Source organism: Alteromonas sp. CH_MED4-4, from assembly GCF_037029575.1.
Lineage (GTDB): Bacteria > Pseudomonadota > Gammaproteobacteria > Enterobacterales > Alteromonadaceae > Alteromonas > Alteromonas macleodii.
Genome location: NZ_JAYMEU010000008.1, coordinates 38,386 through 54,556, shown reverse-complemented (window position 1 = coordinate 54,556; position 16,171 = coordinate 38,386). Strand labels below are relative to the sequence as shown.

General features: G+C 45.3%; 14 protein-coding genes. 2 read left to right on the top strand and 12 right to left on the bottom strand.

The genetic code is table 11. The annotated features are described in order from the left end of the window. From WA381_RS07480 to WA381_RS07440, 9 genes are all read right to left on the bottom strand, one after another. Positions 1-1,479 (bottom strand): adenosine deaminase family protein, encoded by a 1,479-nt coding sequence (locus WA381_RS07480; RefSeq protein WP_156086227.1) that lies wholly within the window; start codon positions 1,477-1,479, stop codon positions 1-3. Between the two features lie 216 nt (positions 1,480-1,695). Beyond that, positions 1,696-2,061, bottom strand: a complete 366-nt coding sequence (locus tag WA381_RS07475) for an AraC family ligand binding domain-containing protein (protein WP_014976207.1) — start codon at positions 2,059-2,061, stop codon at positions 1,696-1,698. Positions 2,062-2,097: 36 nt separating this feature from the next. Next, a complete protein-coding gene (locus tag WA381_RS07470) occupies positions 2,098-3,342 on the bottom strand; it encodes an allantoate amidohydrolase (RefSeq protein ID WP_156086228.1) in 1,245 nt (414 codons plus the stop codon). Further along, a complete protein-coding gene (locus WA381_RS07465; protein WP_156086229.1) occupies positions 3,335-4,603 on the bottom strand; it encodes a pyridoxal-phosphate-dependent aminotransferase family protein in 1,269 nt (422 codons plus the stop codon). Before WA381_RS07465 ends, WA381_RS07470 begins: the two co-directional genes overlap by 8 nt. 10 nt (positions 4,604-4,613) lie before the next feature. After that, the gene (locus WA381_RS07460) at positions 4,614-5,432 is read right to left on the bottom strand and encodes a sulfite exporter TauE/SafE family protein (RefSeq protein ID WP_014949089.1); all 819 of its coding nucleotides are present in this window, start codon (positions 5,430-5,432) and stop codon (positions 4,614-4,616) included. A 72-nt stretch (positions 5,433-5,504) separates the two neighbouring features. Further along, the gene (locus WA381_RS07455; protein WP_156086230.1) at positions 5,505-7,082 is read right to left on the bottom strand and encodes a gamma-glutamyltransferase family protein; all 1,578 of its coding nucleotides are present in this window, start codon (positions 7,080-7,082) and stop codon (positions 5,505-5,507) included. Between the two features lie 168 nt (positions 7,083-7,250). Further along, positions 7,251-8,516 carry an amidase gene (locus tag WA381_RS07450; protein WP_156086231.1) on the bottom strand — a complete coding sequence of 422 codons (1,266 nt, stop codon included), beginning with the start codon at positions 8,514-8,516 and terminating at the stop codon, positions 7,251-7,253. Positions 8,517-8,697: 181 nt separating this feature from the next. After that, the gene (locus WA381_RS07445; RefSeq protein WP_156086232.1) at positions 8,698-9,261 is read right to left on the bottom strand and encodes a DUF924 family protein; all 564 of its coding nucleotides are present in this window, start codon (positions 9,259-9,261) and stop codon (positions 8,698-8,700) included. 200 nt (positions 9,262-9,461) lie between these two features. Beyond that, a complete protein-coding gene (locus WA381_RS07440; RefSeq protein WP_156086233.1) occupies positions 9,462-10,295 on the bottom strand; it encodes a MurR/RpiR family transcriptional regulator in 834 nt (277 codons plus the stop codon). 427 nt (positions 10,296-10,722) lie between these two features. Here WA381_RS07440 and WA381_RS07435 point away from each other — a divergent pair, with 427 nt between their 5' ends. Together WA381_RS07435 and WA381_RS07430 are read left to right on the top strand one after the other, a co-directional pair. After that, complete coding sequence (locus tag WA381_RS07435; protein WP_014976215.1) at positions 10,723-11,349, top strand: CPBP family intramembrane glutamic endopeptidase; 627 nt, start codon at positions 10,723-10,725, stop codon at positions 11,347-11,349. A 47-nt stretch (positions 11,350-11,396) separates the two neighbouring features. Beyond that, positions 11,397-12,647: a mechanosensitive ion channel family protein gene (locus tag WA381_RS07430; protein WP_156086234.1), complete on the top strand. Its 1,251-nt coding sequence runs from the start codon at positions 11,397-11,399 to the stop codon at positions 12,645-12,647. Positions 12,648-12,800: 153 nt separating this feature from the next. On the opposite strand, the gene WA381_RS07425 is transcribed toward WA381_RS07430, so the two are convergent. The 3 genes from WA381_RS07425 to WA381_RS07415 form a co-directional block, all read right to left on the bottom strand. After that, positions 12,801-13,982 carry a DUF3080 family protein gene (locus WA381_RS07425; protein WP_156086235.1) on the bottom strand — a complete coding sequence of 394 codons (1,182 nt, stop codon included), beginning with the start codon at positions 13,980-13,982 and terminating at the stop codon, positions 12,801-12,803. Beyond that, positions 13,979-14,728, bottom strand: a complete 750-nt coding sequence (locus WA381_RS07420; RefSeq protein ID WP_156086236.1) for a pteridine reductase — start codon at positions 14,726-14,728, stop codon at positions 13,979-13,981. The genes WA381_RS07425 and WA381_RS07420 overlap by 4 nt, the downstream gene beginning before the upstream one ends. Positions 14,729-14,850: 122 nt before the next feature. Then, positions 14,851-15,735, bottom strand: coding sequence for a fructosamine kinase family protein (locus WA381_RS07415; RefSeq protein ID WP_156086237.1), 885 nt, complete (start codon positions 15,733-15,735; stop codon positions 14,851-14,853). Positions 15,736-16,171: the final 436 nt, after the last annotated feature.

Genomic DNA, 16,171 nt, shown 5'->3' with positions numbered 1-16,171 from the left:
TTATTTCCTTGTTATTTCCTTGTTATTTCCTTCATTGGCGCAGACCGAGGCGGCAAACTCGCAGATGAAATCACTGTAGCGTTCCACGTTGCTGTTAAGAGGTTGTACTTTGCTGTTTGCAGAAGGTATTTGGTTAGCGCTTTCCGCTATTAAGGCTAAAAACTGTGTTAGATCTCGGTTTAGCTCAGTAAGTAGTTGCTCTTTTTTCTCGTCTTGTAAAAAGCTGTACTTGATACTGTTTTGACTTAATGTAACTAGCTCACTCCAGCTTAGATTGAACTGGGTAAATGCCAGGTAATATTCATCTGTGAGTGTGGCATCCCACATCCCTCGGTCGTCGGTTGAAAGTGCAGTGGGTACACCGGTTCTTAGAAGTTGAGGAAAGGGATGAGCGCTCAAATCATCGATGTATTCTAACTTTAGGTTTGAAATTAAATTGGTTTCAATCAAATAGCGGTTATGGCGCATGAGCAAATACGTTGAAGGATCTTTTAGCAGATTAATGCCATGGCCTATTCGCTCTGCGCCTAACAATAAGGTGTTGCGAATATTGGTATCTGCATGCTCAGATTCACCTGCATGAAAGGAGAGGCGAATGGTTGGATATTGAGCTCTTAGTTTCGTTATAGGCTCTAAAAAGCGCGTGGGTTGACCTCGGGGATCATCCTCCCTGCCAACCAAATTTATCCCTACATACCATTTTCTATTGGCGTCTACGAATTTGAAGATCCAGTCTAATTGGGCTTCAATGTTGTCAGTAAAACGAACCAAGGCATATTGAAAACGAACGGTGACACCAGTAGCTTTAGCTGCTTCGCTATCGAGCATGTCTGTAATAACTTTAAGTGTTTCAGCAGGAGGAAAGCGGCTACCATCTGCGCGATTCATAAACCTAACGTTCATTTGCGTTTCTAAATAGCGCACATTTTCTTGTTGATACAGCTGCATGTTTCTAAGCAGAACCTGCGCTGTAATATAGGGGTTTTGAGTAAGCTCGCTTAAGCGCTGCCAGTGAAATTCAAAAAACTCCTCTCGACCTTCTTCTGGCTTAACAAGTTCAACACTATGGATAAACGCGTCTTGCTCTTTGTTACTTAGGGCATTCAATGCTTTATATTGCTTTTGTTTACATTTCGTTAGTTTTGAGTGGGTAGTGTTAGAAATAGTATGAAACAACGGCGCCGAGTCACACTCGCTATGATTCACCTTCGTGAAGTACTGATAGCCGCCGTTTAGCGCTTGATTAGTTGCTAGCTCATACCACCATTTGCCGTACGCCGAACCTGATAAGTGATGGTGCAAGTCACCGCCTTTTGGAAACTGTTTAAGTAGTTGATAGGTCTGTGAGTCGGTCAATGACTGTGTATATTGCTTAAACCAATTGTTTGCGTCTTCTTCAGTAGGAAAGGGGTTTGCGGCGGAATAAAGACCAACAAGGGATAAAGACAAAATGAACAGGGTTCGTACAACAAATGACATGAGCAATTTTTCTTAGCAATAGTTGCTCTATGGTTGCAAGATATTGACCAATTGGTCTGCTTAGTAATGTGTTTTTAAGTTGTTGTTTTAAAGTGTTTTTTATGTGGGTTTGGGTCAGGAGCAAATAATTAGGCAATTCGTAAGCCCCATTTTGGTGCCTAAACAAAAAAATGCGCTAAATTAGCGCATTTTTTCAGAGCAGTGCGAACGGTCGTTTTATAGGACTACGCCTTCATCTAACGTCACAAAAATTGAGTGGCGCACTTCATTGTACATTGCGCGGGAACAATGGCCTTCGCCTTCTGTGTCTTCTAGCAATAGTACGTCACCTGCTCCAAACACGTGGCGTTCACCGTTAGACACCGTAAATTCAGCACGCCCTTTAATAATGAAAAGGAGTTGTCGCGCCGGCGCTGGATGCCACTTAAAATCATAATCTGCGGGCGTTTCGCGAAAAATGATCTTATCGGCTCCAAATTTTTCTGAAAGCATGCCGATAGGACCGCCGTCTTTTAGCGCAATCTCCACTTCGCCAAAGTGACTTTTGCCTGCTTCATCGTTGTAAATCCTTGTTATTTTCATTATTAACCCTTCATTAAAACTTTACTGATTTGACCACTACGTATGCTTGAGCTTGCTAATGGTTTTATAAAGTACTGACAAACTGGCGGCCACGTCATCAATGGTAATAGATTCTGCAGGGTGGTGACTTATTCCGCCCTTACAACGTGTGAACAACATGGCCACAGGGCAAATATCAGCAATAGCCATAGCGTCATGACCTGCTCCCGAGGCAAGGACTCTTGGCTTAATCCCGCTTTCTTCTACCCCCCGAACGAGTGCTTCTTTTAGCTGGCTATCGCAATGTACCGCGGGCGCGCTGTGGGTTTGCTCCCGTGTTAGCGTTATTTGTCTTGCATGCGCAATGGCATCAAACTTTTGCAATATTTCTGCCAATACAGAATCTCGCAATTCATCATCTTCGCTTCTGATATCGAGAGAAAAACGTGTGCGACCAGAAATGACGTTAACGCCGTTTGGCGCATTTTCAATTTTACCTACCGTGGCTACAACGCCCGGACGCTGCAAGCTAATGCTCTCTACAGCCAATAGCATCTCTGCACTTGCGCACAGCGCATCTCGTCGCATAGACATTGGCACAGTGCCAGCGTGACCCGCCATGCCTTCTACTGAAAAATTTAAACGTTTTGCACCTGCAATAGCACTGACAACGCCAACAGGCAGATTTTCTTGTTCTAAAACAGGGCCTTGTTCAATGTGAAGCTCTATGTAGCCCAAAATATCGGTACGGGAAATAGCGGCACTGTTTACTGCGTCGAAATTAAGACCGAAGTTCGCCATGGCTTGCTCTAAGTTCACGCCATTTTCATCTTTTAAATGACGCCATTGCTCTTGCCACTTACCGGTGAGCGCGCGGCTTCCTAAAAGGGTGGTGCCAAATCGCGTACCTTCTTCATCACAAAAACCCACAATATCGATATGAAAAGGGAACTTGGTTTGCGTGCCGTCAAACATAGCGACCAGCGAAATAGCGGCGACTACACCTAGCATTCCGTCGTACTTTCCGCCGTTAGGCACAGTATCGAGGTGGCTACCTAGAATTAATCGCGGTGCGTTGGGCACGCTTGATGTATAGCGCCCCCATATATTGCCAACGGCGTCTTGCCAGGTTGTCATTCCTGCTTCAATCATCCACCCTGAGGCGAGTTGATTTGCAAGTTTGTGTTGTTCGGTCAAATAGCGCCTGTCTAAACAGGCTGGGTCCTGGCTTAAGGTGCCTAATGTTTCGCACCTTGCCATAACTTGCGTAGCTAATTCAGCAAATTCTGCGAATTCACCCATTGGTGACTCCCGCCGCTTTAGCCTTAGCATAAACGCTAAGCGCAGCATCTACCCCTTTACCAGCAGGTAGCGCAAACCCTTGCATACGAAGCACAGTTTCAAGGGACTGGAGGGTATGTAACACGGCATCTTCTCTGGCGTTATAGCCCATAGTGCCAATGCGCCAAATTTTTCCTTTTAGCGGACCAAAACTAGTGCCTATTTCAATGTTAAAACGCAGAAGTAAGGTTTCGCGTACCTCTTCGCCATGAACATCCTCGGGAATATGAACACCTACAACATTGTACATTTTGTGTTTCAGGTCGCCGAAGGGCTCAAGTCCCATGGCCTGAATACCGGCTAGCATGGCGTCGCCCGCTACTTTGTGACGAGCAATCACGTTCTCCTGGCCTTCTTCTAAATGCAGGCGCGCGCATTCACGGGCGCAATAGAGCATACTGGCCGCTTCGGTGTGGTGATTTAGTCGCTCCTCGCCCCAATAATCCATGATCATGGGCAAGTCGAAGTAGTTAGAACGAATTTTAGGGCCACGCGCAGCTTCATGGTGAGCATCGCGAATGCCGGCTTCAACGTGGTGACGGGTACGCACGGTTTTAACAAACTTGTCGCTTAGTGTAATAGGAGCACTGCCTGATGGGCCTCCTAAGCACTTTTGCAGGCCAACTGACACCGCATCTAATTTCCAAGCATCAACGTCTAGCGGATTCCCACCTATTGACGCTGTTGCATCGCAGTAAAACAACACATCGTTTGCTTCACAAATTGCGCCAATTTCTGCGAGCGGTTGCAGCATGGTAGTGGACGTATCCCCTTGAACAATGGCAAGCAGTTTTGGTCTTACGTCTTTTATCGCTTTTTCAATTTGTTCAGGCGTAAACACTTCGCCCCATGGCACTTCAATGGTGTGAACTTCAGCGTCGGCGCGCTCTGCAATTTCAGCAAGCAAATGCCCAAAACGCCCGAAGATAGGCACAAGGACTTTATCGCCTGGCTCAATTGCCGATACCAATACAGCTTCAATTCCAGCGCGCGACGTACCGTCAACCAAAAAGGTTTGCTGGTTTTTCGTATTGAAAACATCGCGGTAAAGTTGCATGACCTCGTTCATGTAGCCAGTCATTACAGGGTCATATTGACCTACTAACTGGGTAGACATGGCGCTTAGCACACGGGGGTAGCAGTTAATTGGGCCCGGGCCCATTAGCAAGCGAGGCGGCGGGGATAGTGGAGCAAACGTTCTGTTAGAGGCTTCTTTAGACATGTGGGCACTCCTAGATAAGGACTTGCGCTAGCATGCGCAAGCCAGTGATGATGAGAACAACGGCGAAGATTTTCTTAAGTAAGCCAGCGTCTAGCTTATTGGCTATGCTTGCACCGACAGGCGCAAATAACACGGTGAGCGGAACGATGCAGACAAACCCCAGCAAGTTTACATAGCCGTACGTAGCGAAGGGCGCATCAACAGGAGTGGTACCAACAAATAGCAGCGTAAGCGCCGCTGGAAGCGAAATAATTAAACCGACTGCAGCAGCGGTGCCCACCGCTTTGTGTGCTGGGTAGTTACAAAATGTGAGAGTCGGCACGGTTAACGTCCCGCCACCAATGCCTACCATAGAACTGAATAGCCCAATGCAGGTTGCCATAATCGACTGACCCGCGCGGCCCGGTAGCCCTTTAAATAGCGCGTCTTTCTTGCCAATGAGCATATTAATGGCAGACAAGGTTGCAATAATGCCAAACAGTAAGGTAAGGAACGTCGGGTTAACCGCCGTCACCGCATAGCTTCCGGCAAGCACGCCAATTAGAATGAATACTGCCCACGCTTTTAGCAATGCAAAGTCTACATTGCCTTTACTGTGATGAGCACGAATAGAGCTTACTGAAGTAGGAACGATGGTTGCCAGAGACGTTGCCGTGGCTATAACCATAGCACTCTCGGGTGACACTCCAAGGGCTTGGAACAAGAAAAACAGTACCGGCACGATGACAATACCGCCACCTACGCCAAGCATACCTGCTAATATGCCTGCGAAAACGCCTGTTCCCGCAAGCGATAATATAACCGTTAGGTTATCCATTAAAAACTGCATGTGATTTCTTTCTCTTTAACGTTTGTTGGTTTAACTATTTGTCAGTGATGCGTCTTAGCCACTAAGAATAAACTAGCGATGTCCAAAGTAGGCTTTGCCGTCACTTCTTGGGTCGCTTGCGCCGCTAACCGTACCTTCTGTGTCGCGAATAATTGCACCAGCATGACCCATGAGTTCGTTGCAAGGATCTACCGTCACCATATCGTGGCCCCGTGCCAGTAAGCTCTCACCCACATACTCAACTAAATCTCGCTCTGCTTTTAAGTTGTGACTTTGATCGCCCCATGTTCTACCAAGTAGCCAACGGCCTAGGGAAATAGCCTTGGCGATAGGTTGGCCGTGGTAGACATGACGAGCAAACAACGCCGCTTGGGTTTGAGGCTGACCTTCACCACCCATGGTGCCGTAGCTCATGCGTCGACCGTCAACAAGCTCAGCGAAAGCGGGGTTAAGTGTGTGAAATGGTTTCAAGCCTGGGGCCAAATATTGGTTACTGTTTGGATCGAGTGAAAACGAAGTGCCACGGTTGTTCCAAACAATGCCTGTTTGCGGGCTCACTACGCCCGAGCCGAATTCCCAGTAAAGTGACTGTATGTAGCTCACCATTCGGCCTTCAGAATCGCAGCAACCCATCCAAATAGTATCGCCGTGCTTGGCTTCGTGCGGCCAAGGAAGTGCTTTATCTAATGAGATGTGCTTCACCATTTCATCAAGAACATCATCACTTAACAGGCTTTGTAAGTTAACGGGCGTACGAGACGGGTCGGTAACGTTCGCGTTGCGCGCAATAAAAGCTTGTTTTGTGCATTCAATAAGTAAATGCACCATGTCAGCATCGGTGCTGCCTAAATGCTGAACTTTGTCGTACAGGGCTAAAATAATGAGCGACGCCACACCTTGTGTGGGCGCCGGCAAGTTATAAAGCTTGCCTTTGCTGGTAGATACTGACAATGGCTCAACAATTGTCGCTTTGTAATTATTGAAATCGTCAAGGCGAATAGGAGAGCCAGCGGCTTCTAAGTCTTCAGCCAGCTGTGAAGCTAACTCACCGTGATAAAAATCATCTAACCCTTTTTCTGCTAAATGCTTCAAAGTTTCAGAGAGCTTTGTTAGCTTTAAAATTTTACCTTTTTTAAGGGCTTTCCCCTTAATCAAAAACTGAGCGAAATTTTCATCCGCACTTAGTTCGTCAAAGGTTTTGTTGCTGGCATCCACTAAGCTCTGGGTAACTTCAATTCCCCAGTTAGCTTGACTAATCGCCGTATCGAACAATGTGCTTAACGGTAAACCGCTTTGCCATTTGTGACTTATTTCAAGCGCGGCTTGCCAACCAGCAACTGCGCCTGCCATGGTTAATGCTGACTTTCCGCCTCGACTAGGAATGGCATCGCTACCCTCGTAGAAAGAAGGTGTCGCGCCCTTTGCTGCTACGCCAGATGCATCAATGCCAATCGGCTTTTTACCAGGTTCACTGATTAGCCAAAATCCATCACCGCCCATGCCATTCATGTGCGGGTATTCAACCGCGATAGAGGCTGCAGCAGCTACCATAGCTTCAATAGCGGTGCCGCCTTTTTCTAATATGTTTAAGCCCACTTGCGATGCCGCAAAGTGAGGGGCAGTAAACGCTATATTTGGTTTTTCACTCATTTTTAATTCCTTCAAAAACTCGGCAACCGCGCAGTCAGGTTAAGCCCAAATCAGGCAAAATGACGGGCGCTTAGGTCTTACTTCCGCTTTCTAGTTTCAACTTGAATGCGATAGGGCGCTAATGCTTTTTTTAAGTGCAACTTAAAAAAACAGGCGCGCTTTACACGTTTAGCGAGTGGTTAGCTTTTTTGCTAACGCGAGAAGTGCAAGATCGTTGCCTTTTTTGCCCACTAGCGACAATCCGCATGGGGCGTTGTGTAGGGTAAACAACGGCAAATGAAGTTGGGGTAATCCCGCAAGCCCAGCTATCGCCGTGAGTGCGAGCAGAGCGTTTCTATCATTTGCCAGCGTTGTTTCATCGGCATCACATCGAGGTGCTACACCGGGTGTCGTGGGAATAATCAACACATCTATTTCTTCAAACAGCGTGTTTAAATGATTGATTACCACAGATTGTTGCGCTTTAGCTTGCTCTACTTCTTGCGTTGTTATGGTTTTACACCAATTGAAGCGCAACGTTATATCTTTGGCGATATCGGGTTGAGTGTATTCAATCCATTCGCCGTGTTGCTGCCATATTTCATTGCCCTGTAAGGTACGAAAGGTAGCGGCAGTTTGTAAGGTTTTTAAATCTAGCTGTGTCTCTGACAATACAATACAGTCGTTGTTATCAGCCAGCGCTGCAAGCCATGTTTTGCACAGCGATTTGTGAGCGGCCTCCTCAAATAAATGCGCTGCTATGCCAAATCGAGGCGAACCTGATATTTCACTTTGTGTTGCGCTATCTATGCAGACATTGGCAACCTTAGTCAGCGTGTTTAAGTCGCGTGTCATCCAGCCCACGGTATCAAACGACGGGGCAAGTGCCACCATATTGTCGCAGGCCACAACGCCGTGCGTGGTGCGAAGCCCCCATAACCCTTGATAGCTAGACGGTACGCGAATAGAGCCGCCGGTGTCGGTGCCTAGCCCTATGTCGGCAAGGTGCGCGCTAACGGCCACCGCTGAACCTGACGAAGAACCACCAGGTATATGAGCTGGTGCCACTGGATTTACCAGTGTTTCGTAGTGCTTATTCTGCCCGTGTAAACTGTAGGCAAGTTCATCAGTGATGGTTTTGCCTTTGAACGTGGCACCCGCTTGAAGCATCTTTGCTACGCAACGATTGGTATTTTTCGGAATCGAATGTGTGGCTAACCAATCAGGATTTCCTGCTGCAGTTGGCAATCCTTCAATGTGAAACAAATCTTTTACTGCCAGACCTAGTCCGCTAAGCGGCAATTTACTTTGATTTTTTGCCTGATTCAGCGCTTTTCCTGACGCCGAAAATGCGTCATCTTTAACACTACCGTCAAGACTGAATGCGATTTCTAGGTTTTTAATTGCCTGTGTGAACTTGGCATCACAGGGCTTCAGTACAAAAGGAGAGCTCACAGCGCGTTACTTATTCGTTATTGTTTCTTTATTCGTCTTTAGATTAATGAAACAACTGTTTCATTGAAAAGTCAAGAGAAACGAACGTTACTTCATTGGGCGCTTTAGTACGTACATTATTTTCTGTGAGTTACATAATTGGTAAAGCGCTGAGTAAATCGTTAAAAAACTAGATAAGTTGCTAGAAACCTTGGGGGTTTTGCTTCAGGTATTCAACTTCTTCTGGTGTCGACTCGCGCCCTAAAATTCGGTTGCGGTGAGGGTAGCGGCCAAACATTTCAATTATCTGTTGATGGCGCTTTTCAAAGGTGAATTCTCTTTCAAGGCCTTCTTGTGAAAATAGTTCCAATGCGACGTCGTGGATTGCGAGTGATTCACTATGCATAAACGGCATATACAGAAACGCGCGCTGCTGCGGTGTTAGTACCTTATCGGCTTCAACACTTACCGCTTCTTGCGCAAGAACCAAAGCCATGCTGTCTGCACTGAATGCATCTTTGTCATTGCGATGAATATTTCGTGAGAATTGATCGAGAAGAATTATTTCGGCAAGACGACCGGTAGCCGTCGCTCGCCAAGGCCACAACTCGCCCTTTATGGCTGCTGCACGCAACTTTGAAAATCGCGAAGTGATCGTTTTATCTAGTGCAGCATCTTCCTTAAACCATTGCTCTGGGGAGAGTTCTCCAAACCAAAAGTCTAGCACACCGTTAGCTTCTTCCATGACTACTTGCGTTTTATCCATATCAACTCCAACTACACGCTTTTAGCAGTGAAATTAAATTAACAGGTACGTTTTTATGCATTAAAACCCAAAATAAGCGTTGTGAATTAATACTTATACCCATTTTTAAGCGCTTTAGTTCCCTTTACGCTTGCAAAATAACAAATCTCTGCTATCTGCTCTCTTTATATTATTGCTTAAAAAGTGTTCTGTGGGAAGGGTTAACGCTTTGGACTTTCTAGCTCATCCATTTGAATGTAGATGTCAGTAATCGCGTCGACGCGGTCTGCGGCCTGGCTTCCTAATAATTCGTAGGTAAGGTTACACAGTGATGCAACCAGGCTCATTGGAGCCGCGTAACTATCAAAAGGCGAGTCACTGCCAATGTGGGTAACCAGCAGGTGGTCGACATCGTGACGATATCCTTGGCCCGTTGGATCGGTAATTAATACGGTTTTACAGTGTTTAATGCTATTTAAAACAAACTTGAATTGACGGGTTCTACGACGAAAACCAAAAAGTACGACAAGATCATTTTCGGTTAGGTCAATAATATCTTCACTAAGTGTTTGACCGGGCTGAGGAAGCACACGGACCGACGCACGAATTTGTTTGAGCTGCTGCCTAAAATGAAGTGCAATGGGGTAGGCGTTTCTAAAACCAATCAAGGTGACCTGGCCAGCTGATGCCAGCAATTTAGCAATATCTGTCAACGCCTCTGAGGAAGTGCTATCAAATGTATTGGCCAAATTCTTACAATCATTCTCATGCTGAAGTACACCACTTGAAGGGCTTACAACAGGCACGCCTTGCTCACGTAGCTGAACAAGCGCCTCTTTAGCTTGCTGATGCGAGTCAAAACCCAGCTGGCGAAAGAAGCGACTGACTGTGGCCTTTGACGTCCCCGTTTTTTCTGCAATTAAAGACGTAGATTGACTTAAAACTGCGATAGGATTCTGCTGAATATAATGCGCAATAGCCTTGCCCGAAGGGGACAAAGAGGCATAGTGGTTTTCAATTTGCTGTAAAACGTCGCTAGGGCTATTTTTTGTCATTGGTATCGCCTTATACATCTTATGCAATTATTTCACGACTTTTGTGCGATATACAAACACTACCTGAATTCAACGCGTTCACGTACTTCAAAATAGGTTTTTTGAAGCTGACTATTGAAGTAGAACACTATAATAAGCGTGGTTGCTCATTACTAAAAAACGCTCACAAATTTCCACTGCTCTTAAAAAAATCTTATCTACATAAAGAGTTACGAATGCGCCGTAAAGCATAGGGCTAAAGTAGCACTTAATTAATCACTCATGCTTTGCAAATTGGCACTACACTTTCATAGACATAAACCGTAAAAATTCACAAAAGTGTCATCGGTTGGTAAATATCTTGTTGGTTTAGCATCGATTCTGGTTAGTAAAAACGTTTGGGGAATCGATCAGCGAACCTAGCATGATCGAGAGAAAGAGGTGAGTTGTGGCAAAGCTGTGGTCTGAATTGATCTTGCTCTTTGTGGTGATTCCCTTTGCCGTTCTCTACTGGATAAAGCATTTTGCAAATTATCTCATGCCTATTTTAGGTGTTATGGGACTTTGTTGTTTAGCTATCTTGTTAGCAGATAAGCAATTTAAGCGCATTAAATTGTGGCATTGGGAAGACTATCGAACGCATTTAAAAAGTACGCTAAGGTTATTTTTGCCTTGGGCGAGCTTACTGGCGCTGGTAGTTTACTTTTTTAAACCGGAATTGTTCCTACATTGGCCGATGAACCAGCCATGGATGTGGGTAGCTACATTATTGATTTATCCGTTAGTGTCGGTCATCCCGCAAGAGATCATTTTTCGAACGTACTTTTTTCACCGTTACAAGCGAATACTGCCTTCGAAATATGCAAGGTGGGCCTTAAGTACTTTTTTATTTGGTTTAGCCCACTTAGTGTACGGTAACTGGATTGCTGTAGTCATTTCTTGGATTGGCGGTGGCATTTTCGGTTATAGGTATATGCAAACTAACTCGACGCCCGTGGTGGTTATAGAACACGCTATATGGGGCAGTTTTTTATTTACCATCGGGCTGGGATCTTATTTAGTTATCGCGTCGTAGTTATTTATATTAAAAATCGAAACACATGAACGCCAAGGAGTGAGGTGATGTTCAGTGCGCAACAAATATTACAACCCTCTATTTTAAATAAGCGAGCGGGGCTTTCTTTCCCGCAAACCGACAGCGAACTTTTTATACAAACTTTGCTTCAACAAAGTGACGAAGGTGGCGCAATAAGCAGTTTATCAAGTGCACAGTCGCTACTCTCTCAGCTTTGGGAGAACTTTGTTTATCGATTACCGGGGTTGGCGCTAGGTTTAGTTATCATGGCGGCGTTTATCCTTTTAGCGCCATATATTGCAAAGGTTTTAGTTAAACCGTTAACCCGTACGACCACATCTCCACTGCTGCGCTCAGTCATTCAAAGAAGCGTCAGTTTAGTCTTAATTTTACTCGGTATTTATCTATTTTTGTTCTTAGCTGGGCTCACCGGATTTGCAATCGCGGTGGTGAGTGGTACAGGTGTGGTAGGGCTTATTCTTGGTTTTGCCTTTCGCGACATTGCCGAGAACTTTATTTCAAGCCTACTGCTTACTATCCAACGCCCCTTTAGAATAGGGGATATCGTACAAATCAACGATTTCACCGGCATCATTCAGAAAGTTACGGCACGTGCGACTACACTGGTGGATTTTGACGGCAACCATATTCAAATACCTAACGCGACTATTTACAAAGGGGTAATCAAAAACCTTACGGCCAACCCGCTAATGCGAGGGCAGTTTGTTATTGGCGTGGGTTACGATGCTGATATACAACACGCACAGCAGATGGCGCAAGAAATTACGTCAGCACAAGACAACGTGTTAATCGACCCTGAACCGCAAATTCTTATCGACGAATTAGGCCCCTCGACCTACAACATCAAGGTTTATTTTTGGGTGGATGTAGAGAAAACGAGTGTACTAAAAATGGCATCGGTGCTGATGCGTAAAATCACTCAAGCCTTCTTAGAGGCGAATATCAGTATGCCTGATGATGCGAGAGAGCGCATTTTCCCTGAGGGTATGCATATTTACCACGCTTCCGAGAAAGACGCTTCATGCGCTCGTCCTTCTGAAAATGAAGCAAATGAGTTAAGTGAAATAACTACAGGCCAAAAGAACGTAAAAAGCTTGGATAGCGAAAAGAATAGTGGAGCCACAGAAAATCGAAACGAAAGGTCAAGTGCTAAAGGGGCTGGAATTACGCGCCCACAAGAATCGAAAATCAATGATGATGTGTCTTCCGAAGCCCATGAGATACGAGAGCAGGCCCGGAATTCGAGAGATCCGGAAGCAGGAGAAAATATTCTTTAAAATTTGTTATGTGAAGGATTACTGGAATCTGTAATTTGCCCTCTTTTCAAATCTAGAAGGGAATCGAACATATTGAACGTGCTGCAGCACAGCTAGCCAGAGGTGGGGAGATGTTAAGCAAAAGCTGGGCTGGTGGATTTGCTCGTCGCGCTATTAAACAGGTGCGACGGGCGATAGATTACATCTACCAAGGAACCCTTGCCATAAGTTGACATGCGCTTTCATGGCGCTGCTGTATTGATTGAATCCGTCTTGTGACTGTTGCCTGATGTAGCGTTTGAACTCCTCGTGCAGCGACGGCTGCGCAAGCCAGTCTTTCCATAATGGCGTTAGTTTGTAATGGTATTGATTTACCAAACTTCCTACAGGTTGAATTTCCTCAATAAAGAAAAGATAGAATACATTACGCAATATTTTTGCTTTGTCACTGGCGCGGCCTTCTGGGCAGCTTACTGCATCAAGCTCGGTTTCAAGCATATTCGTAAGCAATGAGAGGTTTTGCGTTAAGGTTTGTTGTGTATGCCAAAGTGTAGCGGGTAACCTGGCTGAACGTATAATTTTTAACTGTTGTTCAAGTTCGCTGCTCCCAATAATACTCTCACTATTATTTTCATTCGTAGCCTCTGTTTCTGTATCGCTCGATGCTGTATTGGAGGAATACATATCGCTCAAGAGCAATTCTTTGTTACTTAAGCTGTTGATGTAATAAAGCGCGTTTACGCTAGAAAGTACGTCTTTATTATTTTCAACTGAGAAAAGACGTTCAGGTGTGTTAAGCGCCAGACGCAACTCTTGGCTCCCTTGGACTAGGTTTGCCCACGTTTTACTGTAGTCTTGTGTCTTTTGTTCACGCCACGATGCGATGGTTGCTGCCAGTGCCGCGTTTCTCTGGTTAGACTCGTTTTCTTTCGTGAGCGCTGCTTCACAGCTTTTGAGTACATTAAGCAGCTTGCTCTCATAAACAAGCCGCTGTGATGGCAGCTGACTTTTTCCTAGCGACGTATTGCGTTCGGCAACCACGGTGCCTAACTCACAATCTTGCAACGCATAAAACTCACGCAAGTTTATACTCACGCCCTCAATAGTGTGTTTAAGCGTGGCGGAGTCAGCAAGTTTGGGAAGCGGGGTGGTAATCTTATCGTTAAACGAATCGGGGAGGGGCGTATCGAGTACACGCGAGAGTCGTGCGGCGTAATCGTCAATGCTTTGCTTTACGGTACTTCCGCCAAAACAGCCTAGCAAAGCAAACATGGCAACGCTGATGACACCAGCGCGGCAAACGTTTCTTAGTTGCGAAACTTTTGGGTGCCATGGTTTTACTAGGGAAATATTCACGCGGAGGCACCAGTATGAAGTCCGCGCCCTCCATCGACATAAATGATTTGTCCGGTGATGTAAGGGGCTGATGCCAAGAACGACAATGTTTTAGCAATGTCATTTGGTGTACCCAATTCACCCAGTGGAATACTCGATATCAGTTTGTCTTTTTCGTCCTCGTCCATTTCCCGTTCTGGCCACAAAATTGCCCCTGGCGCAATACCATTTACGCGAACGTTGGGGGCTAAGTCTATCGCTAACGATTGAGTTAGTGAGGCAAGACCGGATTTAGCAATGAGGTAAACACTGTGTTTGGGGAGTGGACGGTCGATATGCATGTCGACCATATTGATAATGCAGCCTTTACTTACCGCTAATGCTGGTGCCAATGCTTGTGACAAAAACAATGGCCCCTTCACGTTACTGCCTATCAGAGATACCCAGTCGTCTTCTGAAATTTCGCCCACCGGAGTAGGGTAAAAACTAGAAGCATTATTTACTACAACGTCCATCTGACCCCAAATGCCTAATGCTCGCTGCCCAAGTGCACTTACTTCGTCTGAATTACAAAGGTTGGCTTGAAGACAGGTAGCAGAGTCCTCCCGCTGACTATTTAGCTTTTCCGCCAGTGCAAGTGCCTCGTCTTTAGAATGCCCATAATGGATAATAACGCGATAGCCTTCGCTATGAAGCTGACACGCCATGGTGGCGCCAATTCGCTTTGCTGCCCCGGTAATGAGTGCTACAGGGCCTGAGTTTGTCATAATAAAAGCTACTCTCTATTTTAAATCGACTTATATCTATTTACAGTTTGCGGTGCTTTCTTTCTTAATCCGCAGGTAAAACGGCTGATGGGCAACAAATGCAAGCGAATTTGTTTGTCACATCAATGCGTGTAAATGTCATCTATTATTTGTTTGGCTTGCGTAATGTAATGCGCGCCGAATAATAACCCGTGATTTAAAATATGGTAAAGCTGGTAAATTGGTTTTCTTAATCGGTAATTTTTTTCAATTGGGGTGTGTTGATGGTAACCCTCAAAGAATGATTGGGGAAAGCCACCAAACAATTCGGCCATGGCAAGGTCGGCTTCCGCATCGCCAACATACACAGCGGGGTCAAATAACACTGGTCCTTTTTTATTAAAGCCTGCATTGCCCGCCCACAAATCGCCATGAAGTAGTGAAGGGTGGGGTTGATGTAAGCTCAAGAGATGTCTTACTCGAGTAACAATATCGTCTATATTGCCATCTCCGCTTTTCCATGTACCAATTGATGCCAAGCGTTCTAGCATGCTACCAATCCGTTTTTCTGCAAAAAAGTCAGCCCAAGACGCCATTCTTCCATTGGTTTGTACACTAGCACCAATGTAATTGTCATGCGGCCATCCATAGCTGGTGTAGGCGTTAACCGCATGAAGTGCAGCGAGTTGCTGCCCTAAAATGAAATAGTCATTTTCAGTAGGTTCAATAAATCGAACGTGAGAAAGTACCAAATATTCCATATTGGGCGTTTCATTGGCTGTAATTCCATGGCAAATGACTCGCGGGGTAGCAATGGTTTGCGTGTTAGCGATGGCCGCAAGTCCTTCGGCTTCATGAGATAATTGCTGAGTATCATCATAACGGCGGGTTTTAACAAAGTAGCGATGGGTCGTATCTTTTATGATGTAACTTTCGTGCGTATCTCCGCCGCTTACTCGTTCGGCTTTTTGGCAGCTAAAAAACTGCTGGGTTTCATCTGAAATATGCTCGCTGATAAAATGCCACATATTGCACGCTCTGCTTGTTTTAATGCTTTTTTCAAGGCGATTGGAGTGTTGAGTGACTACTTTCCTATGGCACACTAGAACACCAGCGAAGAGTCAGTCCAGCAACCTTTATCGCCTTACACTAAAGTATGGGATAAAAACGGTGAAATGCATAAATTCCTACTCAAAATCTTCCTAAACGAAATCAAACCTTCACAAATTAGCCAATAAGGGCTTTTCGATATTGAAGTTGCCCCTACACTGGTTATAATCCACAACTTGCTTTAATACTGAGAAAACTCAGTAAGTTTGACGCGTATGCAGTTTTGCAGTACCAATGCGCTGTATTTTTATGCTGTACTTTAGTCGCTTCAAATAAAGCAAGTTTCGAGTGCTATAAAGCACGATTAAATTTTCAAAAATATGCATGTGGCGCAGAGTAGGCGTCACCACTGTA

Bases quoted from the DNA above. Each gene is read 5' to 3' on its own strand.
- WA381_RS07480 (WP_156086227.1), bottom strand. From the start codon at position 1,479: ATGTCATTTGTTGTACGAACCCTGTTCATTTTGTCTTTATCCCTTGTT.
- WA381_RS07475 (WP_014976207.1), bottom strand. From the start codon at position 2,061: ATGAAAATAACAAGGATTTACAACGATGAAGCAGGCAAAAGTCACTTT.
- WA381_RS07470 (WP_156086228.1), bottom strand. From the start codon at position 3,342: ATGGGTGAATTCGCAGAATTTGCTGAATTAGCTACGCAAGTTATGGCA.
- WA381_RS07465 (WP_156086229.1), bottom strand. From the start codon at position 4,603: ATGTCTAAAGAAGCCTCTAACAGAACGTTTGCTCCACTATCCCCGCCG.
- WA381_RS07460 (WP_014949089.1), bottom strand. From the start codon at position 5,432: ATGCAGTTTTTAATGGATAACCTAACGGTTATATTATCGCTTGCGGGA.
- WA381_RS07455 (WP_156086230.1), bottom strand. From the start codon at position 7,082: ATGAGTGAAAAACCAAATATAGCGTTTACTGCCCCTCACTTTGCGGCA.
- WA381_RS07445 (WP_156086232.1), bottom strand. From the start codon at position 9,261: ATGGATAAAACGCAAGTAGTCATGGAAGAAGCTAACGGTGTGCTAGAC.
- WA381_RS07440 (WP_156086233.1), bottom strand. From the start codon at position 10,295: ATGACAAAAAATAGCCCTAGCGACGTTTTACAGCAAATTGAAAACCAC.
- WA381_RS07430 (WP_156086234.1), top strand. From the start codon at position 11,397: ATGTTCAGTGCGCAACAAATATTACAACCCTCTATTTTAAATAAGCGA.
- WA381_RS07420 (WP_156086236.1), bottom strand. From the start codon at position 14,728: ATGACAAACTCAGGCCCTGTAGCACTCATTACCGGGGCAGCAAAGCGA.
- WA381_RS07415 (WP_156086237.1), bottom strand. From the start codon at position 15,735: ATGTGGCATTTTATCAGCGAGCATATTTCAGATGAAACCCAGCAGTTT.